Here is a 25,083-nt window from a genome sequence, read left to right as displayed (position 1 = left end):
AAGGACGACGTCTATCTGGGTTTCCTTTTCTTTTTCCTTTTCATTCGCAAACTTTCATAGATTGAAAGAAACTTTGAAGTCTACTATCATAAATCAGGATCCTTTCCAAAAACCTTGTAAAACATCAGAAATTATTTATAATAAATTCATACTCCTTCTAGCAATTCATGTAAATTACGTGCAGAACAATCGTTTCCATTCTAAGGTGTAATGCCGAAAACAATTACGAAAAAAAGCAGTACACCATTTCGATATACTGCTATTGGTCTTTGCCTCGTTGTTCTACATATGCTCGATGTTCAAGTAGTCCACGATAAGAGCTATGAACTCCTTGTTTGTTGGACGTGCTTTACGGCCGTCAACCGTATTATGAAAGATGCACATAATCTCATCCATATCACCGCGCAACCATGTGATTTCAATGGCAACACGAATCGTACGCTCCACACTTTGAATCGATGTATGATGACGCTTTGCGACGAGTGCGTATACATCATTGATGATATGGTTTAATCTTGTGATATCTTGATACACTAGAATAATGGCATCTCTTACATAATAAAAGCCCTTGATATGAGCAGGCATACCAATATCATGTAAAATATCGGTAACTTTTTTGATTAATATCTTCTTTGTTTTTATGACCATCCTATAAATCCCCCTTTGTTGAAAGGCAAAGACCGCTTTAACTTTAATTATTCTGAGCAGATAAATAAAGTCGATTTGTAGCGATTTTTATTTTTTTGGGAAAAATGCTGATAAGAATTCATTATGAAAAAACAACCTTTTTTTCATTTCAGATATAGAATAAAAAAAGGAAATGGAGCAATATTCGAATAAGAACACAATAAAAGCGATTCATAAGTAAAAATGCATAAAAAAGATATCCAAATTGACTGCCGAACAAGCTGTTCCTTATAAAATTTGCACATTTTCCATCTTATCGATAAAATAGGAAGCCATTTACTTTTTTTATATGCTTTAGATTACAAATATCATTCAAAAATTCACCAATAGCTGATTTTTTTAATCATCATATGATTATCATCCTGTTAAACAACCAGCAAACAAACCTTCTCTTGCTTTTTTTTATTTTCCTGTGAAAAATTAACAGACTCTTAACAATACTTATATTGTAGGAACTTAAAAAGTCCATTATACTTTTACTGGATGTAAACAGGAGGTTAAAATTCCATGACTTTTAACAATTTACTCGCCTTATTAGGCGGTTTAGCTTTATTCCTTTATGGAATGCATATGATGAGTGCCGGTTTAGAACAAGCTGCCGGTGATCGCATGAAAGCAATACTTGAAAAGCTCACCAGTAACCCTTTCTTAGGCGTTATCGTTGGCGCTGTCATTACAGCCATCATTCAAAGTTCTTCTGCAACTACAGTTATGGTTGTCGGCTTTGTGAACTCACAGTTAATGACATTAAATCAGGCTGTCTGGATTATTATGGGTGCCAACATCGGTACGACGATTACCGGACAATTAATTGCTTTAGACGCCAGTAAGATTGCCCCTTTGGTGGCAATACTCGGTGTTGTGATGGTTACGTTTATGAAAAACAAAAAGGTCAATGCTTTTGGGGAAATACTGGCAGGACTTGGGATTCTTTTTATCGGTATGGATATGATGAAAAATGCAATGGTTCCTTTACAACAATCCGAAGCGTTCATTCATGCCATGACAACGATTTCCAATCCTGTCTTAGCAATTCTGTTAGGTGCCGGTTTTACTGCCTTGATCCAAAGCTCCAGCGCATCAGTTGGTATCCTACAAGCATTGGCAATCAGTGGACTGATACCTTTAAGCTCAGCAATTTATATTATCTTTGGACAAAATATCGGTACCTGTATTACCGCTGTATTGGCATCTCTTGGCGCAAACCGCAATGCCAAACGTACCACAATCATTCATTTATCCTTTAATATCATCGGAACAATCGTCTTTTTGATCTTTGTTCATCTTGTGCCGTTTGTAAGTTGGATGGAAACCATTACTACCAATCCAGCTGCTCAAATAGCCAATACGCATACCGCATTTAATATTGTTACCACCTTATTATTGTTGCCATTTGGTAATAAGCTCGCAAAACTGGCTCAACTCATTCTGCCGATAAAACCAGAGGAAATAGAAGATGCCGGCTACAACATTCCATTGACTTTTATCGATGAAGACAACATCGGTAGTGTCCCTATCGCGATTTCTTCCTTACGTAAAGAAGCCTTAGCCATGTTAAAGCTGACAGAAACCAATTTGCAGGAAAGTATGCAGGCTTTATATGGAGAACCATTTAAACTTGATAAAATCAACAAACGAGAAAAACGCATAGATTTCATTAATTATGAAATCACCAACTACATGTCAAAGGTCAGTTCCTTAAAAATGAACGAAAGCGATTCTACCACCTGTAATGCTTTATATAAATGCTTTGCTGACATTGAACGTATCGGCGATCATGCCATTAATATCATTCAATATGCCATAGATGGCAGCGAATATAAACTAAGCAGCAGTGAATGGATCAAGGATGAAATAAAACAACTTGAAGAACTGTTAGAAAAAAGCTTTGCTCTTTTGTTTACCTATCGTTTAGATTCACAAAATGATTGTTACGAAAAGATTGAACGTATTGAAGATCGTATTGATGAGTTAACCGCAAATTATCGTCAAAAACAAATCGAACGTTTATATGAAGAGAAAATCAATGCGAAAGATTGTGTCATCTATTCTGAAATCATGACGGATATCGAACGTGTTAGCGATCATATCATGAACATCATCCAAGAATGCAAGCGCTGTAACTTCACATTGAGTGATGAATTATTTGAAAGTGGTATTGCTGCCTTAAATCCAGCGTCTTAAGAAAGGACATTACGTCCTTTTTTATTTGGGTTAAGCGTCATGCGAAGCTTACAAAAAAACGATAACACGCACTGTTGCTGTCTCATACAATTTGAAGCAGCAAAGGAAAGCAAACCTTGGTTATTTTTTCTAAAAGCTTTATAATAGAACTAAGGAGGTATGCATATGCCATGTCGTTTTATTAATATTTCCAATGATCTAAAAGCCATTACGCAGCTTATTCAGAAGGAATTGGGTTATGGGTCAATGAATGAAGAAGATGTCTTGTTCCAGTTGAAAGCCATGGAAAAAAACGATCAGTATCAAAGTATCGTCTTTGAAAAAGATGGTGAAGTGTTTGGCTTTGCAGGATTGGCATATCTTTATGCATATGTAACCAAAGGACAATACGCAAGATTAATTGCCCTGGCTGTACGCGAGGACAAGCAGCATACCGGTATCGGAAGTAGCCTTTTAGCCTATGCGCAAACGTGTGCCAAAGCACATGCGGCTAGTGATATCGCCATCAGCAGTGGTTTATGCAGACAGCAAGCACATGCCTTTTATGAACAAAAAGGCTATAAGAAAAAGGGATATACATTTACAAAACAATTATAAAGGAGTTGATGAGCATGGAAATGAATGCCCGCTGTATTGCTTGTTTAATTAAAAAACAGGATGAAAAAATACGAAAAGAAAGCGATGAAAAAAAGAAGCTTTCTTATATGAAAGAAGTTTTGCATATCTTAGGAAACAGCAAGGATGAAGAAACCATGCCCTGGCTGTCTAATCAAATTGATGCTTTATATGCTAAAACCTTTCCACATGCTGTATTGCCCTATGCCGCCATCAAAAAGCATTACAATGATATGATGTGTGCGAAGGAAGCGGATATCCGCAAACAGATACAGTGCAAAGAAGATGCACTTGCATATGCCATCCAATTGGCAAGAGTTGGCAATTATATTGACTTTGGTGCTTTGGATGAAGTTGATGCGAATTTCTTTTTAGCTCTATTAGCAAAGGCCGATGAAGATTTGCTGGATACCCAGAAATATACCGCACTAAAACAAGATTTAGCAAAAGCACAGCGCCTTTTATATATTTGTGATAATTGTGGTGAGATTCTGCTTGATAAATTACTCATCGAACAATTGCAATTTCACTATCCTCACCTAAGCATTACCGCGATGGTTCGCGGAGGTGAAGTCCTTAACGATGCCACGATGAGAGATGCGCAGGATGTCCATCTACAAAGTATCTGTCATGTGATTGATAATGGTATCGCCATGGCAGGTACGGATATTCATCATATCAGTCAGCAAGCCTTTCAGGCCATTCAAGATGCAGATATCATCCTTGCTAAAGGACAAGCTAATTTTGAAACCTTATGTGGCAATGGATTGCCTGTCTATTACTTGTTACTATGTAAATGTGATTTATTCGCAGAACGCTTTTCTTTACCTAAATATAAAGGCGTATTATTCCATGAGGATTTACCTACTTCATCACAACAAGCCAAAAGAGAAGAACAGCCGACAAGATCTATTTGATCATTATGCGACTGTTCTTTTTAAGTATTCTTTATTCATCATCACGAATAATTTCTTCAAATTCCTCTTCTTTTTGTTTAGCCTCCTTTTGGGCCTGAAAGCTTAGTTGTTCCAAAGACAGTTTTTTTTGTTTTAAACGATAATTCACAAATTCGCGAACGGCAGCATAGATAACAGCAAAGCAAGGAACTCCGATAAACATACCGATGATTCCAAATAAACCTCCCCCTACACATACCGAGAATAAGATTCCAATACTTGGTAAACCAAGTTTATCACCTAAGATCAAAGGTCCTAAAATATTGCCATCAAATTGTTGTAATACGAAGATGAATAAAGCGAAATATAAAGCTGTGATCGGATGAATGATAAAAAGGATCACGATGCCCGGCACAGCTCCAATGAATGGACCGAATACCGGTATCATATTTGTAACACCAACGAATACAGACAATAATAAAGCGTATGGGAACTGAAAGATCAATGAACCGATATAACACAAGATGCCGATAATCAAAGAATCAATTGCCTTTCCTACGATGAAGTTATTAAAAATATCCCCGCTGGCAAGTGTCATACGATGCAAATATTCCGCTATTTCTATGGGGAATAAGGCATAATTAATACGTTTTGCATATCCCATTAAACGTTCCTTATCAATCAGCATATACAAACCAGACATAATGCCTAACACGATGTCCAATAAGGTCGAACCAAATTGATATGTATACTTTAACATTTTCGGTACTGCATCCGTGACAAACTCGGTCATTCTGGTCAGCAGATTATTTTGTGACAGCATCTTTGTGATTTCCTCTGCCGCAATTCCATTTTCTTCAATAAATTCATTAATAAAATCCTGTGTATCTTCCATATAGCCAGGAAAAGCCTTTACTAAAGATAAGATACTCTCCATCAATTGCGGAATCAGCATTGCCAAGAAAGCCCCAACAATGATAATACCTAATAAGACAGCCAGGATTGCCGCAATATTGCGCCGATGCTCTTTTTTCAGAGGTAATTTTCCTAATAACTTATGCTCTATAAATTCCATCGGTTTATTTAACAAAAAAGCAATTGCAAATCCCAGAATAAAAGGTGTTGTTAAAGAACAAATACTTTTTATGCCGTTCCATAAAAGTGAAAACTTATCGAAAGCGAAAAAAATGGTAATACCTGCCGCAATGACAATAATGGCCATCCACATCTTTTTACGCATTTCTTGTGTTATTTTAATTTTCATACAGTCCCTCCATCCCTTTTATTTTAGCATAGAACTTTGTGAAGAAATCTTAAATTTTTGAAAGATTAGCCGCCATATTTCTGTTTAAATGCAGCAAGCAAGTTTTGATCTTTATGCATTTGTGACAGCTTACGATTGGTAAAATTATCATGATGGACACAAATAGCCGGAGGCAATTGCAATCCTTTAAAAGCATTGCGCTCTTTCGTTGTTAAAAACCATTCTAAATCTTCAATAAACGCTTTCGGATCGTCTAGTCCATAATAACAGATCCATCGCCAAACTTCCTCATCCAGCGTCCTATCCTCATAGCGTTTTAAGTATTGTGATACACTCATATCTTTTCCTAAATGTTCCACCAGATAATCATGATAGAACCATTTCATAGGATCTAATTGATCTTCCTTTAATTCTGCACTAGGAGGCATTTCCCAAGTGATAGCATCTCCTTGCACATCAGGTAATAGCGCATGTGGCACAACTTCTTTCGCGAATACGTCATTTAATTCTTTTGATAAGGCAAACAACTGTACCTTGGTAAGATCTCCAATCAAAGATAATGCACCGATGCTATCACCATATAAAGTACAATATCCTAACGCTACTTCTACCTTATTGGCATTATTCACAACAACGCCTCCCAACATACCGGCAAAGCTATTTAATAAATAACCTCTTGCTCTGGCCTGCAAATTTTCTTTTACCAAGATAGGATATTGTTTCACATCGTAACCATATTCCTGCAGTAAAGTTGTTTCTGTCGCTTCAACAAGTGCTTCTATAGCCCCTTCGCGATAAGCAATCCCTAAAGCTTGTGCTTCTTGTCGGGCATTTGATTTCGTAATATCGCGATTATGGCGGGTAGCCAGATTATAACCATAAACACGTTGTTTGCCTAAAGCATAAACAAGCAATGCTGCTGTGACACTGGAATCCAAACCACCGCTCATTCCAACGATCCAAGGAAGCTTTCCTGCAAAAACCTGTGCATCAAATTGTTGAATACCCATGGTTAATGCCGCTAACAAAGAGCGTGGTTTTGCTTTATCTTCTTTCTGCGATGCAAGATCAACCAAGGCATAATCTTCTTGAAAATAAGGCGCTTGATAAAGACATTTTCCATTCCGAAGCACACAGCTTCCACCTTCCATCAGCATGACGCTGTGATCCATATTTTGCATCCCACAGGCATTGACATAAATGACATTTCCATGGGGATGATATGCCTTCTGCATATCATAAGGGCGCGCATCCAGATTGATATTCATATCCGCAAGTTGAATCTCATCACCAAAATTCAGCGCAAATACCATATCCTCTTTATATTCTATCGCACTATTTATCGGATTTTCTTCAAAATATAAGGCATCCTGTATATAAGGCAAAAGCTCATTTTGTTTCACGCGCATATGCGTCTTTTTCTGATAAGCAAAAAAAGCCGCATTAAATCGTCGACGATTACGATAACGGATATTCCCCCAAACAATCGCAATATCCTCACTTTCACGAATCAATTCATCGTTAAAACTGTCCGCATACCGACAAAAATCCTCATCTAACCAGACATCGCCTAACAAATAACCGCTGACAGCATTTTGAGGAAATACAATCAAATCAGCTCCATCTTCCTTTGCTCGCTTGATCTGCTGTTTCATATATTGCACATTTTCAGCGCATTGTCCTGCTTTTACATTCATCGTCACAAGTGCTGCTTTCATAGTCATCCTCCTGTTCATACTGGTATTAGTGTACCATTTTTGACGCATGAAGAAAAGAAAAGTCCTTGTAATTTGAAAGAATTATATTATAATGGTTAAAAGAAATGAGGAAGTTTATGGAAACCTGTATTGTCGAAGGAAATATCAGTGTAAAAGCAGTTTTATTAGGTAAGAAACGCAAGGTTCATAAGATTTTGGTAGATGCCAAAAAGAAGGATAAGGATACTGCTTTTATTTTGCATAAAGCAAAAGAAGCTCAAGTAGATATCACCTATATGAAACGAGAAGAAATTGATGCTCTTGCTACAGGAAAGACGCATGGAGGTATTATCGCCTATTGTGGGCAACGCAAGTATCAAAATTTAGAAGAGCTTGTTAATAAAAAGCAGGTATTTCTGGCATTGGTAGAAGGCGTAGAAGATCCCTTTAATTTTGGCTATGTTTTACGAACCTTATATGCCGCAGGCTGTGATGGTGTTCTTGTACCTTTGCGTAATTGGACAACGGCAGCCGATGTCGTTACCAGAGCAAGTGCCGGAGCAAGTGAATATATTAATATCATTATCGCAGATGATATGGAAGATACCTTAACCTATCTTCATCAAAAAGATATCATGCTTCTTTGTGCGCAGCGCAAAGATGCAATCTCGCTTTATTCCTACACCTTTCCCGAACGCATCTGTCTTGCTATCGGAGGCGAAATGCGTGGCTTAAGTAAAGTTGTTATGGCTCACAGTGATCAAAATCTTTATATACCTTATCGCAGTGATTTTCGCAATGCCATGACGGCAGCGGCCTCTACTGCCATTTTTGCCTTTGAAGTCGTACGTCAAAAAGAAAACTAATTAACCATCCATAACGAATAGAATGAAAAAGCCAGAGGCACTCTTATCAGAATGCCCGCTGGCTTTTCTTATCGCATACAACTATACGCGCTTTTTTCTTTTCAATAAGGTAATAATAGCTCCACCAGCAATGATCAGCAAGTCTGCAAATACACCTGTTGCACTGATATCACCTGTAGGAACATCGACTGTATCCTTTGACTCAGTTTTGTCTATATCACTTACATTTGTATCTTTGTCTTTTAATCGTATAGCTTTTTGTCTTTCTTCTTTTAGCAATCATAATGCTTCATCCAGTTCCTGCTAATTCTTAGCAGTTTTTTTCACATCTTTTGCCTGTTGTAAAGCATCTTTAAGTTTTGCAACCGAAGAAGGTTCATATCGATCAATATGGTTAAGCATATCTTCGTCAATGCTTATTTCATGATCTAATTCTGTCGTATCCAGCCTTACTTCTAGCTTTTTCATTGCCGTAACCAAGGTGTTATGCATTGCTTTTATATCTTCAAGCGTTGCTTTTTCGTCCTTATAAACTTTCTTTGCCTGTTTCAAAGTAGTTTGTAGCGCCTTAACACTCTTAGGTGTCATTTGCTTAATATCTTCACCCGTTAACAATACATCTGCATATTGTATCATTTCCAGCAGCTGCTTCTTTGCCTCTTGAAGTGTCAAATCCTTTAACGCTTGAATGGTTGTAGATAAAGATAACACAACTTCTTTGGTTTCCTTATCACTCATATTAGATGGATCTTTTAATAAACTTTCTGCCAATGTTAAAGCCGTTTGCACGTCTTTGAACTCATCTTTTATATAAGAATCTTTTAACTTCTAATCTTCTTCAACAAGTGTTTTTAATATCTTTACACTTTCCTTGCTTGCTCTAACGACGAATGCATTTGGGGCACTTTGTAATTCAAGTTCTGCTTTGCTTACTTCATCTGCACTTGGATTTGTTTTTTCCAATATCGCTTTTGCATCTTGCAATTTCTTGCTTAGTGCTTCATAGCTTTGCACCGTATAAAGATCAGCTGTTACCTTTTTCACTTCTTTAATAAGTGTTTGTAGTGCCGTTGTATCAGGCGTCACTGACTCTTGTGGTTTTAATCCTTTTACTGCATTCACAAGAATTGTATGTGTCGTCTTAATTTGTTCAAGTGATGCTTTTTCGTTTGCTATTACTTCCTTCGCCTGTTTCAGTGCCGTTTGTAATGCCTGTACGCTTTCTGCAGTCATTTGTTCAATAGTATTTGCTTTTAACAGTGTATCTGCATACGTAATCATTTCGGCAAGCTGTTCTTTCGCTTCTTGAAGGGTAAGCTTATGCAATGCATCGATAGCTGTAGATAAGGATAGCACGACTTCTTTTGTAGTTACTTCCGCCATATTTGATGGATCTGTCAATAAACCTTGTGCCAAATCTAACGCTGTCTGCACATCCTTAAAGGCTTCCTCAGTATAAGCATCTTTCATTTTCTTACCATCTTCAACAAGTCGCTTTAATACATCTACACTTTCCTTGCTAGCTCTTACAACTAACGCTTTCTGGGCATTTTGTAATGCAAGCTCTGCCTTTTTCACTTCTTCAGTACTTGGGTTTGTTTTTTCTAGTACTGCTTTTGCTTCTTGTAATTTTTCAGCAACCACTTTATAGCTGTTTGCTGTATAGTCTGTTTCTGCAAGCTGTTCTACTGCCGCAATTAATGTTCTTAAAGCACTCGTATCAGTTTTGATTGGTTCTAAACCTTTTATAGCCTTTGTTAAAGTATTTCCATATTCTATTCCTTTCCATTTTCATTATATTTTTTATAAATGGTAAAATATTATGATATAGGAGAAATATTTAAGATTCTTTCGTTTTTACTAGAGGACACATGAAAAAAACCGCATGGGGTTTCTTTCATATTACAACATTTTACACGTACATCCTTATCGCCTTAATCATAATAAAAGACAAGACCATAATCTTCTTTTATTGCAGCTTGTATACCTTCTAGCATTGCTCGTTTCATCGCATCCAAATAATATAGATAATCATTACGATAAACATGACGATCTTCTTTTCGTAGCTTTTCTAATACCTCTTCCATTTCGATCTTTGTTAATCGCTTACGCAATTCGATCAAGGTCTTCGTATCCTCTATACATAAATAATAACCCTGTTTCTTCTGATCATGTACCTTTTTACTTATATATCTTCTTGGATGATCTTGCGTTATGATCTTCCATATGCTTTGGAAATCGTGTTCTTTCATTTGGATCTGACCATGTACCTCAGAGAATAACTTTAAGCATAGTTGCTGCTCTGCTATCCCTGTCTTTTGTTGGCATATCTCCTGCATCTTTGATGTCTCGATCACATACATCTTCATCATGCTTTCATGCCCTCTTTATACTTTCTGAACAATGCTCCATCTTCACTTTCTTTCGCAATGCCACAAGAGCTCCTATACATCCTATCATCGCGATCCCTATCAGTACATAGATTCCTGTTCCTCCGGTGATCGGTATCCAAAAATTCTTATCATTGTATACTACCATATGCAGCTCGTCATTCTCTCCTACCTTCTTCGTCTCGATCTGGATCTGCTCATTCCCTTCGCTTTGGCCATACTCCTTCTCATTTATCTTCACCATCAGCTTCCCTGTTCCTTCTTCTCTTGTGATCTCGATCTTGATGACCCCTTCCAAGAGTCGATAGCCTTTTGGTGATTGTGTCTCTTTCAGATAGTAGGTTCCTGCCCGCACATTTTCAAGCATGCACTTCTCTTCTGTTTCGCTCTCATAGCTTGCGATCGCATTCGTCAGTTCTTTATCCCTATACAACGTAAACTTCGCTCCTGCTATTCCTTCCTTTTCGCGATTTGCCTTCTTCAGATATAGATCGATCGCTTTCGGTGTATACTCATTCGTATATACGAATTGGATGTTCTTTTCTAATACTTCTTCCTGGGCCTCTGTCTTGATGGTATATTCCACATTCGTCTGTTTCTCTTCTACCTTATACGTTTCTTTTTGTTTCAGCTCTCGGAATAGTGCGGTCTGATTTCCTTTTATCTGAAATTCACCTGCTTCATTCGTCTTATAGGTGCTTTCGGAATCACCGAGTGCTATGACATAGTTCGCATTCTTGACAGCTTCATAAACGTCCCCATTCTTTCTGCTCAATACAAAAGTAAACTTGATATCATCCATGGGTATCTCATCCGTCTTATTCTCGATCAGCTTCGTTACTGATAAGATTCCTTCTTCCTTCATCTTTTCATTGACGAACGGCAATATCTCTACATTATCGCCTACGACCTTGTTCTCATAGCCTTCATTGCTTACCGGTGTCTTTTGGATATAGCCCGGTTTTACTATTTCCTGTACATCATACAGGGTCCCGGGTGCTATGCCTAAGAACATGGCGGTCTCATTCGCTTTCAAGGTGAAATGTCCATTCTCATCTGTTGCATAGGTTACATCATCTACACGTTTCCCACTTACACTATCATACAGTACATACTTTGCATTGCTCCATGCCTTCTTCATATGATCCATCAACAAGAACGTAAACGTTTCTTCTGATGTGCTCTTATCGCTCAATGTCTTATTGACCCCAAAGGAAGCGATCGCATTCGTATATTGTACTGCTGTTACCGGTGCCTGTGTCGCTCCGCTTTGTTTTACATCACCCAATACTCGCCAAGCTTCTGCGTTTTCCTCAACGACCTCATAGTCCACATCTGCCTTGACTTCCTTAAAGACAGCACTCTGTCCGCCTTTTAAGGTAAATCTGCCATTTTCATCGGTCCTTGCTTCTTTTACTTCTTCGCCAGTATCGCTATCCTTGATCGTATAGCTTTCATTTGCATATGCATTTCCTTCCAGCTTCAAGGTAAAGTGAAAGCTATCTTCTCCATCATATACATAACCTTGTGGAAAGGAGATATGCTTTGTCACGATCAGATCCGTTGTCTTCTGCTCAACATATGGCATATACAGATTCACAAATTCAACTCTGGCACCATCTGGTTTGATCGTACCGATGGCAGAGGTCCCCGCTGCCGGAGAAACCTGTTGAAAGTTTTCTTGCGGCAGCTCCAAGATCTCATAGGACACCCCATTACCAACATATTCAAATTTTGCAGTATATCCACCATATAAGGTAAAGTTTCCATTACGATCGGTCATGAAAGGTATCTTATTGGTTGTTTCCGAAGATATCGTACCATCCTGATGATTGTATACCTCATCTCCGTTTTCATTAAACACACGGTATTGTTCCTTATTGGCAAGCTTTTCATTTAGCTTCAATACGAACTTGAAAGCTACATCCTTTGGTACCTCATAGCGCTCATCAGCACTTTCCACATGCTTGGTGATAAAGAGGTCAGGAGTCTTATTCTCTTCATTGGTAAAGGTCACTCTCGTCGTTTCCTCTGCCTGTATAGCTTGCATACCTGCGACCATACAGAAAGCAGCAAGCAATAGTACACTGATTCGTTTTATATATTTCATAATATCATGCCCCTTCCTGTGATGGTTGCCATTCAATAGTTACTGTGTCTGGTGCACCCCAAGGAGAGCCTGTAATTTCTCCTTCAGATTTACCTTGAATGATGATTTTTTCAAGACTGTCACAACTTAAGAATGCATAATTTCCTATGCTTGTTACAGAATCTGGAATAACTAAGTTACCTGTTAATCCACTACCATAATAAAATGCAAATCTTCCTATGTAATTTAGTGTTTTGGGTAAGATTAACTCACCTTTCAAATTTTCACAATAATAGAATGCCTCATATTCAATGCTCTTTATAGATTCTGGTATTTTAATACTTGTAATTGCTTTATTCATATAAAATGCTGATGATCCTATACTTGTAATAAAGTATGGTTTCTCATTATACAGTATCTCTTCCGGTATGATGACATCTCCTTCATTTAAGATGACATGCTTTCCACTTATTAAGTCTGTTACGCCATTCTTTACCATAAGCTGATCTAATGCTATTTCTCTTTGTATGACAAATGCCTCAGTTTTGCTTATCGTTTTACCGATTTCATCTTGGATCAAAGTGAATTTTAAATTGAAGACCTCTTTATCATTATTTGGAACAGTCTTTAAATCGATATGAAATTGATCTTCCGGTATCAATACCAATGATTCATCTGAATATACTTTATAAACTTTGAAGTCTGATTTTTGAATATCGGTTCCTGCTCTAAAATATTGTTTATCTGTATCTATAACAACTGTGCTTAATACTAATGATGCTTTCCCTTGGATGATCATGGCATTTTCAGATAATTTTTTGGTATTCTCGTCATTTCCAGATACCCCCGTATAATCCTTCAAATCCTTCTCGCTATCCATGCTCTCATATTCGATGCGATAGCTTCCTGCTTCTACATCCTTAGGATACACTTCTCCCTTGATGTTGATGATTGCCTGATAGCTTGCCTCTTTTTCCACTGTTCCTTCCAGCATCTTATACAAGCGTACTTCGATATGGGATACACCTTTTTCTTCCTTATCTTTCTTTTCATTCTTATTGGCATCCAAATAGATCGTTGTTTTGACTTCTACCGTCTGAACAGCTTCCTTTGTTTTTGGTGTTTCTGCTTCTTCTTTTGGCTCCTCTTTCGTTTCTTCAGGCGGTATGCTTCCTGAGAGTGCCTGCTGCGTTGGGGCATAGCTTATGCTGGATGGTTGTCTTGTTTTATCTGACTGCTCACTAATTTCTTCCCCTTTTGCTTCTTCTTTGGCAAACAACGAGGAATTCGTATTTATGAACAGCATGGAAGCTGCTAATAGAAAAGCAGTGAATCTTTTTTTATTTTTCATCACCTAATTCTCTCCCTCTCCTATGCTTATTATAGATGATATACATACCAAAACCGGATAACATGATCAACAAGACATACAGACCTCTTCTTGTCGTATCTCCTGTTTTTGTTTCCTCTGTTTCTTTCTCTGGTTCTTCTGATTTTGATGGTTCCTTTTGTGGTGTCTCTGGTTTATTGGGTTCTTTCTGCGGTTCATTGGTTTCCGGTACATTAGGTTCTTTATCGGATTGATCCGGACCTACCGGTTTATCTGGTTCAACAGGTTTCTCTGGTTCTTTGACATCCGGAGTCTCAGGATCATCCGGATCCACTGGAGGAACTGGTTTTATAGGTTCTTCATTAGGTGATGCTTTGGGTTCTATCTGCAGCATATAAGTAGGTCCTTGAATAGCATTGTTTACTTCCTCATACATTGGCAGCGTCACGATAAAAGGATCGATACTTCCATAGGCTTCCATATGAGAGGGTACAAGTAGATAGATGCCATTTTTGACATTCTCAAAAGACAGACAGCCATTCTTATCGGTCGTCTTCTTTTCAATGAGCTCTTTCCCTTCTTTTGCGGTAAGCTTTTTGGCGATCTTCTGCAATCCTTGTGCATCGCTTGGCAGGCTCATGTCATACTTGGCATCCAGTTCTGCCTTTCCATCATTGCTCATCTTTCCTACCTGATATAGCGTAAAGACCACTCCTGCTTTCTCATCCCAATCGCCGGGCAGATCTTTCAATTGGATGTTTATCCTTCCGCTGTTTGCCTGTATCGGTGTAAGCATGATTGCTAAGACCATTACCACACTCATCAACAACTGCAATTTCTTTTTCATATGCCCTTCCTCATTCTACTTTCTCTTTCACTTTCGGTTTTCTATTATATTGATATAATAAGATTCCCAATACACTTAACAAGACGATATTCACTGGTACCCACCACCAATCATAATACCAGGGCAGCCCAATGCTATTGTCTGTTTTCATTTCTTCTTTATATTCTGTTCTTTCTCCTGTTACATACAAACGATGTGAATTCACTCCATATGGTGTACATGTAATTAATGTTACCAAGTCTTTTCCTTTTTGAATGTGTAAGGCTTTAATGTCACTTGGTAAGACTATCTGTATATTATTCACTTTATAGGCCATTTTTCTTCCCAGGACCGTAATCAGAAAAATATCTCCTTTTTTTAATTCATCTAAGCTTGTAAACATCTTTTTGTTTGGCAATCCACGATGTGCTGAAAGACATGCATGTGTCGAGATCCCACCAATCGGTAAGGAAGTGCCTTCCAAATGTCCTGCCCCTTTTTGCAAAACTTCTTCTGATGTTCCATGATAAATAGGTAAAGAGACATGTAGTTTAGGAATATCAACAACTCCCATCACTCCATTATTGGCAACATTTAAAAGCTGTGTATACTTTTTCTCCATGCTATGATCTTGAGCAAAAGCATCTATGATTGAGATACCACTACCATTACTTAGTTCTTCATTATATTGTTTCGCTTCTTTAAAAAATTGTTCTTTTCTGTTTGCATCCAGCTTTGCGCTTGTATCATCATATTCAATAATGACTCCATCGTAGTTTCGTTGATTAATTAATCGTGACACAAAGGGATAATCCATGATACCTAAAAAGAACAAAAATACGAAAACGAAACAGACTGATACCATCCGCTTCGTCATCTTCATAATTCTGCCTGTTTCCTGCTCTTCTTCAACATTACAATACTTATGCCTAAGATTCCTATGCCACCAATTGCTAAGAATACCGTGATTCCCATTCCTCCTGTGGATGGCAACGTAAATCCTTTATGGTTCTCTACTGCTATATTGGCTGTTCCTGCTTCCTCATCGATATAGCTGCTATATTCTCCTGTTGTCGCATTTACTTCCTGATCGTTTACCTTCACTGTAAATCTTCCATTTGCTTTCTTCGTCGTTTCATCTTTTTCTGCTATGATCTCTACCTTGATTGCTTCTGCCAACAAGGTATATCCTGTAGGTGATGCCGTTTCCTTTAGATAATAGGTCCCTTCATCCAATTTGCCGAAAGCTATCTCACCATCTGCATTTGTGCTCTTTTCTTCCCCGATCTGTGTTTTGCCATCTTTCTCTAATAAGACGAATTTAGCACCTTGCAAAACTTGTGGTGTACCTTCTTTCGTAAATTTCTTCACATTGATCCCAAAGCTATATACATAAGCTGTTTCTTTTTCACTTGTTGTGGTGGCATTTGGCTTATGATTATATACGATCACTGCCGCATTTTCATTTCCGGCATTTCCCTGTATGGCTTTCTCCGTTACTTTCGCATAATAGGTTACTGCTACCTTTTCTCCTTTATGCGCCTTTAGGAAGGCCTTTGTGAACACGATCTTAAAATCTGCTGTCTCTTTGCTTACATTTGCTGCTGTTATGGCATAGGTCGTATCGGATGCTTCTATGACAGCATCATTCACCTTTACCGTAATTGCATGTTCGCTATCATTTTGTATTGCTAAGCCATCATCCATCGTATCCTGAATTTCGAAAACTACTTTATTCTCACCTTCAAAATAGTCATCGGTATAGCTTGGCATCAGCGTCGTTATCTGATATTGTACAAAATCTCCAATTGCTACCGAACCATCACTTTCTGCTGTGAGTTCCTTATGTATCGTCACTTTCTCATTTTTAGGTGTCGCAGTTACATCATAGACCCATTTTGTACCTGCTGCATTCTCATCCGTATAGTTATCACTGGAAGGCACGGCAATCAAAAATGGCTTTCCTGCCACATATCCATCCGGTGCAGAAGTCTCTACTACCAGATAATATCCCAGGTCAAGATTTTCAAAGGTGACCGTACCGGATGCAGGGGTTGTCATGCTTGCAGTAGCTTTTACATCTGCGGTATTGGCTGTTGCCGTCAAGGTCGTAATAAGCTTTTCCATTTCTGTAGCGGAATATGTCCCTAGTTCATCCGCCTTAATCCCCTGTAATGCTTGCGCAAAATCCGTGGTTGGTTCATATTTAGCAGAAGCATCTGCCGTTGAAGGAGTGAAGCTCATAACCTTATAGATGGCAAAGGTTGCCCCTGCTAAAGGTTGCTTATCCTTTGTCTGCTTGTTGACCGTGATACTTCCGGTTCTGTTTTCAATCGTATTCATATCGAAAACCGCTACATTTTCAAACGCTCTTAAAGAGATGCCGGATGCGATTTCTCCTCCCAGCATAGAAACAGTCGCAACTGTTGCGACCAATACCTTCCTACTTTTCCTTTTCATGTTTTCCTCCTAATCATTATTCTCTGTTATTAAAACTATTTGATGTGATGTGCCCTTATGTCATAAACACCTATATGATAAAGCCCATGTATGGGTTTTATTATGAAGTACAAATACAACCTTGTAAATATTGCTAATTAAACAGCGATAATCACATTTTATAACCTCGCATTTTATTCATAAATACCTTTCATTATCCGGATACAAATATTTATGTAGATATATAGGTTATTTTTATTATGAATAAAACACCTTATTTAATTCCTACTTACAGAATATAGAAAAAGATAACCAGTGTCAATAAATTGACAATAAATTCTAAAAAACAGAGCAATATAAATAAAAAAGCACTTTTTCACTAACCATAAAAAAGAAAACGTAAATAAAATTCCGGTAAATCACCGATAAAATATAACAATTCTTTGGTTATCTTTTTTTCGCAATTAAAAAAAGCCGACCCGTATACAGATGGCTTCTTTCCTTGCTTCTAAACGCTTTTTAAATTTTCTTATTTATCCATACAATCCTTCATGCATATGCTAACCCCCATACTTCTTACAACATAAATACAAAATGAAAACAGCCATTTATATATCTTTCATCACATGCATCTGTTTGTATTCTTTAGGTGTATAGCCTGTTACTTTTTTAAAGGTTTTCGCAAAATAATTTTGATTCTGAAAACCTACCAAACTGGAAACCTCTTTGATCTTGCGATTGTTTAATAATAATTGCTTTGCCTTTTCAACGCGATACTCTGCTAAGATATTGGTAAAACTATTTTTTGTATGTTGCGATAAAAGAGAGCTGATATATTGAGGAGTTAAATCTAATTAGTTCGCTAAATCATTTAACCCGATAGAACGGTGGTAATTCTTACCGATATAAGTATACGCATCCAAAACAATCTTGTTCATTGATTTACTGTGTGATTTGATAATGGCATGGATTACATGCTTAACTTCATAACGAATGTAGGTTGCCTCATCCTGCGTGGGATTATCATAAGAGATACCATCGATTTTCTCACTTAGCAATGTCACATAATCCTTCATATCCTCACACTGGTTCATTTTATTCTGCAGAATATGAAAAAGCTTCACCAATATTTTACGTATCGCCAGAATTTCATTTGTTTCCGCCTCTTTTTGAATACGACACACAACATCCGGAAACACTTTTGCCTGATTATAACGTATTGCGTGCAAAAGAGCATCTGCCATATCATTTAAGGTGGTATCTTCTTGCTTATCTGTCAAGGCATGCTGGACATCATCTTGCTCCCATCTCATAGCTATAGTATGCAATAAAAAATATATAAAATATTAAGATAACAGGTAAATATTTCATATAAAAAGAATCATATGGATTTTTTTGTTTATCGTGCTGTATTTTCTTATATCATTATACATATTAAGTATACCATGAGATTTCTCATAAAAAAGGACTTATATATTCTAACAGCCATAAGAAAAGCCTTGCATCATCAAGGCTTAACACTTTTTTTGCTTATTTCTTTTTCCCTTTTTTTCGATCATTTGCACGCTGAACAGCCTCACGATAGTACACATCATCACGGATGCGATAAACGCTTGTAAAGCCGAATAGTTTAATCAGTACAAACATGACCAACAACAAGCTGATCAGTATGATGAAAAACATCAAACCAAAATAGAGAAATGCTGCCTGATTTGGTAATATCGTATGTAAAAAAGCTTTTATATAATCACTTGCTAAAAGAAACACGACAAACAAAATCATGTACATGCTTGTTTTGGTTTCAATATAAATTTTCTTCTGACACTTTTCACAACATACGGTGGAATTAAAGCGAAAGATAGAATAGGTGAATTCATGCCCGCAATGCGGACATCTTACGTTTGTATGAAACATATCATTACCTGCTTTCTGTATCATAAGGCCAGTGGATGATTCCGCCGATATTATAAGCATTGGCATAGCCTGCATCCTTTAGTCTTTTCACTGCCGTACGTGAGCGCTGTCCGCTGCGGCAATATACATACAATGGCTTCTCTTTAGGCAGCATTGTATAGCTTTCATGAAATCGGCTCAATGGCATGTTGATTGCCTGAGGAAGATGACCCGATGCATATTCATCCGCTTCTCTGACGTCGACTAAGACTATATCCTGATGCTCATCCAATGCCTGTTTAACCTCTTCCATCGTTTTATCGAATTTTAAGAAAAACATCTTGCTCCTCCTTTAATCCACGAATAGATAGCCGCAGAAAATATATAGCATGTTCATATAAAAGGCATCAATTCCAATCAAAGTGAATACATTTTGCATAATTGGCAAAGTAAAATACCCCAATTGCATAAAAAGCATCAAAATCACCACAAGGATTGCCACAACTTTTTTAAACACGGCATTGCTGCGTTTCTTACGGCTCTTATTTAAGGAAACACCAAAGAGGAATAAGGCACTGACAATGAGGATAACCATTAAGGTATGCACAAAGCTTCCATGCAGATAGGTTTCCAACAAGCGGGAAAGAAATGCGGATAAAACGATGATCAACAGTGGAAACCCAAGACGTTTCACATCTTCCATCGTTTAGTTTTCCTCCAATAAAACAACCTGCTTCATGACATCGCCATTGCGCATTTGACGTACTGCGCCCATATTATCTGTCACTTTACCAAATACGGTATGCACACCATCTAAATGTGGCTGTGGGCAATGACAGATGAAGAACTGACAACAACCGGTATCTTTACCACGATGTGCCATGGACAAGCTTCCTTCTTCATGACGGTGAGGATTATTTGCTGTTTCACAAGGAATCGTATATCCTAAATCCCCTGTACCATTTCCATAAGGGCAGCCTCCCTGTGATACGAAGTTTTTAATGACACGATGGAATGTCTTCCCATCATAATAACCTTCTTTCATCAATTTCACAAAGTTTTCGACAGTGATAGGTGCATCATCCGGATATAATTCAAAAGGAATCTCCGCACCATTTTCCATCACAATTTTACCATGTAATAACATAATCAATTCGTCCTTTCTTACTCATTTTTCTTACCTACTATACAATAAATAATGATAAATTACAACTGCCTATACAAGCAGAACAACCTGTTTACTATTGATTAGGCGAATCCTTCTGCCTTTAAAGATTTCATTGCCAAATACCCCATCAAAAGTAAAGCCGTTAAATAAATCACAGCGCCCACTCATCGTATCCTTTAAAGTGATAGCACCACGATCTAAGGTCACCTGTAGCTGTTCCACAATTTTCATTGGGAGTTTTTCAAATCCATGCACCCCAAAGCCCATAGCATGGCCTTCACAGATGATTTGCAGCTGTTCCTTTTCGATGAACTGATCAGAAAGCCAGCTCACTTTAGAACCACTATCAAAGCCGAAAAGGGCAATTTCTTGATTCTTCTTCTGACATAAAAAAACCGGAAAACTCCCCATGATCATATTACGACAAGGAAAACGGAACTTATTTTTAACGACTTTAAACTGTTTCGCAATATCATCCATTTCAAAATCAAGCTGTGATAAAACATCCCAGCCGATAATACCATCAAATCCCATCAGATCGATGTTTCCAAAACGCATGGCAAAGTCTTTCTCATCCAGTATGACCATCGGCATATGATGATATTGCAAAGCGCCCATACGCAGTTGTTTCACGATGCAGCCACTTAAAGCTTTCTCTTTTCCGCCAATACTGCCGATTCCGATTCGTCCGGTGGCAGGTATGGCTTCAACTTTTTTTACGCAAGTCGATCTCAGCCCACTGATTTGTGCCCCCGTATCTATTAAAAAGGTACATGAAATCTGATTCACCTCAACCGGTATTGCCAAAAGGCCAAATAAATTACGTTTCATCGGTATTGAAAAAGATTCTTGAAACAGTCGCCGATCGACCATATACGACTTTTGTAAAATGGCTTCCTGCGCTTGTCTACAACCATTTAAAAATGTGGGTGTTAAAATTTTATTTTGTAGGTTGTCATAGGTTGCTTTGTCTATGAAAACCGGTGGGCAGGTTCTTGTTTTGCATCTATGCATGTCATCACTCCTGTATGTATGATTATAACATATCTTACGTAAAACACTTTGTTTTATGAAGGCTTTTCCCTTACTTTTTTGTTTAAAAATGCTATAATGATGTACAGCGGAGGTATGAAGTATGAAAATGAATAAAGATCGTCTTGTCGTTATGAGCGTACAAGGCAGTGTTGACCATCCAAGCATGGCGGGAAATGCTTACCGTGTCGGCTATGATGGTTTTGGACGTATACCGATGGCGACCGGCGGCATCGTTTACAATTATAAAATCAAAGATTCCTGTATGGGTATTGCCGGCGATCATGTAGAACCAGGTGTAAGCTTAAAAAATCCGGTGGAAAGAGAAAATAATGCTTTGCAGGCATTTGCCTGTATCGGTAATCAAGCTCGTATCATCAGCGGAGATGCCAAAGGTAGAATCGGCTATGTTACAGGTAAGCATGGCGGTATCGATCATGTCATGGTCTATTTTGATGAAGAAACATTAGATTTAATGACCTGTGAGGATAAGGTGCATATCAAAGCATGCGGACAGGGGTTAAAGCTGTTAGATCATGAGGAAATTCATGTGATGAATATTGATCCTTCTTTATTGGAAAAGTTAAACATCAAAGAACATGAAGATAGCATAGAAATCGGTGTTACAACCATTGTTCCTGCGCATTTGATGGGAAGTGGCTTAGGCAGTGCGACAACCATGTTAGGGGATTATGACATCATGACACAGGATAAAAAAGCCAACGAAACCTATCACATCAATGACTTGCGTTTTGGCGATATCGTTGCTGTTTTAGATCATGATAATCATCACGGACCTCATTATCTGGAAGGTGCCATCACCATTGGTGTTGTTGTTCATTCCGATTCCTTTACCAGTGGACATGGCCCGGGCTTAACGGTGATTCTTTCCAGCAAGACAAAAACAATCAAACCATTTATTGATAAAGATGCCAATATCGCAAATTATCTTGGCATTGAATAAAAGAAAAAGAAATCCTGACAGGTATTCAGATAGACTCCTATACCTCATGGATTTCTTTTTTCTCGTATTTGATTATTTGATCTTGACTAGCTGTACTTTGCCCCAGCTGCCATAATGACGCACGTTTGCTATTGTTACATAACTGCGCACCTTAATCTGATATTGTTTACCACTGCTAAGTGTATGCAGTTGATAACAATTCCTGCTTGTTTGGTTATAGTTCCAATGATTACTGCCTTTTGCACAATAAGCAATCTGAACACCACTGGCTCCAACAGCCTTTTTATAAGATACATTGATAGCTTTGTGTTTGCTCGTGGTGAGATGCAGTTTAAGCGGCTGTTTGGGAACAATGGTAAAGGTTTTACACATACTGCCACCATAACCGCCTTTTCCAATAATCTTTAAGGTAGCTTTTCCACATTTTTTATTTGTTCCATATTGAATCGTATAATCCCTATTCTTCTTTAATACTGTTTTGCCATACGTTAATGTCACGTTTGGCTGAATTGCTTTTCCACTATAGCTTTGATTGCTTAGCTTGTTCATGCTCACTGTCGCAATATCACGTTTTTTAATTTTAAAAGTCTTTGTCATACTTCCTGTATAATTGCCTTTTCCCTTTACGATGACTTTAGCTATTCCAGAATTAACATTATGAGCATAAGAAAGGGTATAATCTCTTCCGTTTTTTAAAGTCACAGAGCCATAATTCAATAAAGGCAATGGTTTTTGGGCAGAGCCTGTATAAGTCCGTGTTGCTAATGGCTTATTACTTACGGATGTCAGATTGCGTTTATGAATAATAAAACTTTTTGTAAGACAGCCGCCATAATTCCCTTTCCCTTTGATAATCAACTGTGCCGTACCGGCATTGCTGTTATTCTTATACGATAAGGTAAAATCAATACCGTTTTTTAATGTCGTCGTTCCATATTTTAAAAGTGGTAATGGTTTTTGCGCACAGCCTGTATAAGTTTTAGACGGTATGGCATCCACATGGATGCTTTTTGCATAGATTGCCCGCCGTAAGATCTTATAAGTGACATCCTTACTGCCAGCATAAGCATTTAAACCCTCAATGTGAACAGAAGCCGTACCGGATTTCACATTATTGTGATAGGTCAATTTATAATCTTTACCATTTCGCAAGGTGGTTGTTCCATACGTTAGAGTAAGTGATGGAGAATGTGGTTTCCCATCGTAAATATAAGAGGTTGCAGATAATTTGACTTTTGCCTTTGCTATATCATCATGATGCTGCATCGTAAATGCTTTCACACGAAAACATGCGTTGATATTTGCCATATCATACCAGTCATGATGGACATAGAGAAAGCTTTGATCTGATTGAATCTGTTCTTTGAAATTGATCCATCCATAATTTTTGTTTTCAGCCACATACAAACCAGTCGTATCCCCGTAATGATTCTTACATGTCACAACAACGGCATAATAAGTATGTGGTTTTACACAGACATGATGCGTAAGCGGTATCGTGTAAATACCAGCATATTTGCGATAACCTTTCACCGGCATCGATAAAGCTTTGCTGCCACTGTAAGGATCTTGTTTGTCTTTCAGGTTGGTATATACTTCTACCTCATAATCTGTATCTGCTCCTGAAAAAGCAATGGAAACAGCCTCAACATATTCAGGTGAAGTACTCGTACCTTTCTGTGCCTTAAACACATTGGCAACTGTCACTTCACCGCCGGCGGTATATTCTGAAAGAGCTGCGGAACCATCATAGAAATAATTATTTTCATAGGTATCTTTCGCCATATACTGATAAGCTACTACAGCATTGACTGGCTGATCATATGACAGATAGAAATAGCCTGCATCATTGGCATGTGTACCCCAGCTGTTCTTAACGATCCATGCTCCATCATGTTGCGGTTTTATGGAAAACTTGTTTTTCGAAATTGTATCATCATAGCCAACAATAGTCACCGCATGATCAAAGCGTTTGCTGCCATCATAGAAATATTTGGCATATACCGACATCTTTTGAACGGCTATACCAGCCGATACACTGCCATAATCAAGAATGGCCTGTTTGATAGAGGTAATATCATCATCGGGCAAGAAAACAGCATCTTTCATGATATAGGAAGGTTGATAGGCATTTGCTTTTTTAATACCTGCTAACATCGTTGTCTCATTATGTGTATAAGGTGCATTATCTTCATCTGTGGGACTGATCCACTGTGATAAGGCAAAAGCACTTGTCCAGTTATTACCTCCATTATCTAAAAAACCTAGTTTACCGGTTGATGTCGGATCATTGGTATCCCCTGCGGTATTGCCCAATGGATCATTTAAGCGGTTATAAAAACGATACGCAAATTGCAGTTCTGATAAATCAACGGCATTTGGATTATTTACAATTCCACTTTTTAACAGATTTGTTTCAGCGGCTGCCATGGTTGTAAATGCCCAACAATCTCCGTATGGATTTTGATCCTTAATCGGTGTAACATGGTGTTGTTTTCGATTATCGTAGGATGTAGGCAGCGCAGAGCGATATAATTGTCTGCTGTTATTCGGCTTTTGTACTACATAATCAATCGCATGATAATTATTCCCCCCCTGTTTTGGACTATCGATTTGCTTTGCTGTTAAAAGCTGTATATTTCCCAGAAACAAACAAAGTAATAAAACAAAAGACCATAACTTCTTCATAACCTCACCTTCTTTTACTCATCATAACACAAGAATGATAAAATATGAAATTAAA

General features: G+C 37.9%; 25 protein-coding genes. 5 read left to right on the top strand and 20 right to left on the bottom strand.

Annotation, left to right across the window (positions count from 1 at the left end):
* Positions 1 to 282 precede the first annotated feature (282 nt).
* The gene (locus tag KJS44_RS04705; RefSeq protein ID WP_008689245.1) at positions 283 to 648 is read right to left on the bottom strand and encodes a sporulation initiation factor Spo0A C-terminal domain-containing protein; all 366 of its coding nucleotides are present in this window, start codon (positions 646 to 648) and stop codon (positions 283 to 285) included.
* A 546-nt stretch (positions 649 to 1,194) separates the two neighbouring features.
* Between KJS44_RS04705 and KJS44_RS04700 the strand changes: the two genes are divergently transcribed.
* The 3 genes from KJS44_RS04700 to KJS44_RS04690 all read left to right on the top strand — a co-directional run bounded on the left by KJS44_RS04700 (position 1,195) and on the right by KJS44_RS04690 (position 4,403).
* The gene (locus KJS44_RS04700) at positions 1,195 to 2,871 is read left to right on the top strand and encodes a Na/Pi cotransporter family protein (RefSeq protein ID WP_008689246.1); all 1,677 of its coding nucleotides are present in this window, start codon (positions 1,195 to 1,197) and stop codon (positions 2,869 to 2,871) included.
* A gap of 165 nt (positions 2,872 to 3,036) precedes the next feature.
* The gene (locus KJS44_RS04695) at positions 3,037 to 3,468 is read left to right on the top strand and encodes a GNAT family N-acetyltransferase (RefSeq protein WP_008689247.1); all 432 of its coding nucleotides are present in this window, start codon (positions 3,037 to 3,039) and stop codon (positions 3,466 to 3,468) included.
* Between the two features lie 14 nt (positions 3,469 to 3,482).
* Complete coding sequence (locus KJS44_RS04690) at positions 3,483 to 4,403, top strand: damage-control phosphatase ARMT1 family protein (RefSeq protein ID WP_008689248.1); 921 nt, start codon at positions 3,483 to 3,485, stop codon at positions 4,401 to 4,403.
* A gap of 31 nt (positions 4,404 to 4,434) precedes the next feature.
* On the opposite strand, the gene KJS44_RS04685 is transcribed toward KJS44_RS04690, so the two are convergent.
* Positions 4,435 to 5,646, bottom strand: coding sequence for an AI-2E family transporter (locus tag KJS44_RS04685; RefSeq protein WP_008689249.1), 1,212 nt, complete (start codon positions 5,644 to 5,646; stop codon positions 4,435 to 4,437).
* Between the two features lie 65 nt (positions 5,647 to 5,711).
* Positions 5,712 to 7,364, bottom strand: a complete 1,653-nt coding sequence (gene nadE, locus KJS44_RS04680) for an NAD(+) synthase (protein WP_008689250.1) — start codon at positions 7,362 to 7,364, stop codon at positions 5,712 to 5,714.
* Positions 7,365 to 7,480: 116 nt separating this feature from the next.
* Here nadE and KJS44_RS04675 point away from each other — a divergent pair, with 116 nt between their 5' ends.
* On the top strand, positions 7,481 to 8,209 hold the full coding sequence (locus tag KJS44_RS04675; protein ID WP_008689251.1) for a TrmH family RNA methyltransferase: 729 nt from the start codon (positions 7,481 to 7,483) through the stop codon (positions 8,207 to 8,209).
* Between the two features lie 81 nt (positions 8,210 to 8,290).
* Here the strand turns inward: KJS44_RS04675 and KJS44_RS04670 are convergent, their stop codons facing one another.
* The 16 genes from KJS44_RS04670 to KJS44_RS04595 form a co-directional block, all read right to left on the bottom strand.
* Positions 8,291 to 8,488 (bottom strand): hypothetical protein, encoded by a 198-nt coding sequence (locus KJS44_RS04670; RefSeq protein WP_017144609.1) that lies wholly within the window; start codon positions 8,486 to 8,488, stop codon positions 8,291 to 8,293.
* Between the two features lie 24 nt (positions 8,489 to 8,512).
* Positions 8,513 to 8,998: an FIVAR domain-containing protein gene (locus tag KJS44_RS04665; RefSeq protein ID WP_008689252.1), complete on the bottom strand. Its 486-nt coding sequence runs from the start codon at positions 8,996 to 8,998 to the stop codon at positions 8,513 to 8,515.
* Between the two features lie 39 nt (positions 8,999 to 9,037).
* Positions 9,038 to 9,907: a hypothetical protein gene (locus KJS44_RS04660; protein WP_244976559.1), complete on the bottom strand. Its 870-nt coding sequence runs from the start codon at positions 9,905 to 9,907 to the stop codon at positions 9,038 to 9,040.
* 236 nt (positions 9,908 to 10,143) lie between these two features.
* Positions 10,144 to 10,581, bottom strand: a complete 438-nt coding sequence (locus KJS44_RS04655; protein WP_008689256.1) for a hypothetical protein — start codon at positions 10,579 to 10,581, stop codon at positions 10,144 to 10,146.
* A gap of 4 nt (positions 10,582 to 10,585) precedes the next feature.
* Entirely contained in the window at positions 10,586 to 12,709 is a 2,124-nt protein-coding gene (locus KJS44_RS04650) for an MSCRAMM family protein (protein ID WP_008689258.1), read from the bottom strand.
* Positions 12,710 to 12,713: 4 nt separating this feature from the next.
* The gene (locus KJS44_RS04645; protein WP_008689260.1) at positions 12,714 to 14,039 is read right to left on the bottom strand and encodes a leucine-rich repeat domain-containing protein; all 1,326 of its coding nucleotides are present in this window, start codon (positions 14,037 to 14,039) and stop codon (positions 12,714 to 12,716) included.
* Positions 14,029 to 14,865 (bottom strand): pilin N-terminal domain-containing protein, encoded by an 837-nt coding sequence (locus tag KJS44_RS04640; protein ID WP_008689261.1) that lies wholly within the window; start codon positions 14,863 to 14,865, stop codon positions 14,029 to 14,031. The genes KJS44_RS04645 and KJS44_RS04640 overlap by 11 nt, the downstream gene beginning before the upstream one ends.
* Positions 14,866 to 14,875: 10 nt before the next feature.
* Entirely contained in the window at positions 14,876 to 15,727 is an 852-nt protein-coding gene (locus KJS44_RS04635) for a class C sortase (RefSeq protein ID WP_008689263.1), read from the bottom strand.
* Positions 15,724 to 17,304: a SpaH/EbpB family LPXTG-anchored major pilin gene (locus KJS44_RS04630; RefSeq protein WP_008689265.1), complete on the bottom strand. Its 1,581-nt coding sequence runs from the start codon at positions 17,302 to 17,304 to the stop codon at positions 15,724 to 15,726. The genes KJS44_RS04635 and KJS44_RS04630 overlap by 4 nt, the downstream gene beginning before the upstream one ends.
* Positions 17,305 to 17,891: 587 nt before the next feature.
* Positions 17,892 to 18,116 (bottom strand): helix-turn-helix domain-containing protein, encoded by a 225-nt coding sequence (locus KJS44_RS04625; RefSeq protein ID WP_081484675.1) that lies wholly within the window; start codon positions 18,114 to 18,116, stop codon positions 17,892 to 17,894.
* A gap of 21 nt (positions 18,117 to 18,137) precedes the next feature.
* On the bottom strand, positions 18,138 to 18,596 hold the full coding sequence (locus KJS44_RS04620) for a hypothetical protein (protein WP_008689267.1): 459 nt from the start codon (positions 18,594 to 18,596) through the stop codon (positions 18,138 to 18,140).
* 217 nt (positions 18,597 to 18,813) lie between these two features.
* Entirely contained in the window at positions 18,814 to 19,197 is a 384-nt protein-coding gene (locus KJS44_RS04615; RefSeq protein ID WP_008689269.1) for a hypothetical protein, read from the bottom strand.
* 4 nt (positions 19,198 to 19,201) lie between these two features.
* Positions 19,202 to 19,516 carry a rhodanese-like domain-containing protein gene (locus KJS44_RS04610; RefSeq protein WP_008689270.1) on the bottom strand — a complete coding sequence of 105 codons (315 nt, stop codon included), beginning with the start codon at positions 19,514 to 19,516 and terminating at the stop codon, positions 19,202 to 19,204.
* A gap of 12 nt (positions 19,517 to 19,528) precedes the next feature.
* The gene (locus KJS44_RS04605) at positions 19,529 to 19,879 is read right to left on the bottom strand and encodes an amino acid permease (protein WP_008689271.1); all 351 of its coding nucleotides are present in this window, start codon (positions 19,877 to 19,879) and stop codon (positions 19,529 to 19,531) included.
* Positions 19,880 to 19,882: 3 nt separating this feature from the next.
* Positions 19,883 to 20,323: a peptidylprolyl isomerase gene (locus KJS44_RS04600; RefSeq protein ID WP_008689272.1), complete on the bottom strand. Its 441-nt coding sequence runs from the start codon at positions 20,321 to 20,323 to the stop codon at positions 19,883 to 19,885.
* 69 nt (positions 20,324 to 20,392) lie between these two features.
* Positions 20,393 to 21,358, bottom strand: coding sequence for an aspartyl protease family protein (locus KJS44_RS04595; RefSeq protein WP_008689273.1), 966 nt, complete (start codon positions 21,356 to 21,358; stop codon positions 20,393 to 20,395).
* A 121-nt stretch (positions 21,359 to 21,479) separates the two neighbouring features.
* Here KJS44_RS04595 and KJS44_RS04590 point away from each other — a divergent pair, with 121 nt between their 5' ends.
* On the top strand, positions 21,480 to 22,340 hold the full coding sequence (locus KJS44_RS04590) for a DUF4438 domain-containing protein (protein WP_008689274.1): 861 nt from the start codon (positions 21,480 to 21,482) through the stop codon (positions 22,338 to 22,340).
* A 72-nt stretch (positions 22,341 to 22,412) separates the two neighbouring features.
* On the opposite strand, the gene KJS44_RS04585 is transcribed toward KJS44_RS04590, so the two are convergent.
* Complete coding sequence (locus KJS44_RS04585) at positions 22,413 to 25,028, bottom strand: C1 family peptidase (protein WP_008689275.1); 2,616 nt, start codon at positions 25,026 to 25,028, stop codon at positions 22,413 to 22,415.
* Positions 25,029 to 25,083 lie beyond the last annotated feature (55 nt).

This window comes from Longicatena caecimuris (assembly GCF_018406465.1).
Taxonomy (GTDB): domain Bacteria; phylum Bacillota_I; class Bacilli_A; order Erysipelotrichales; family Erysipelotrichaceae; genus Longicatena; species Longicatena caecimuris.
This window is presented reverse-complemented; position numbering and strand designations above follow the sequence as displayed.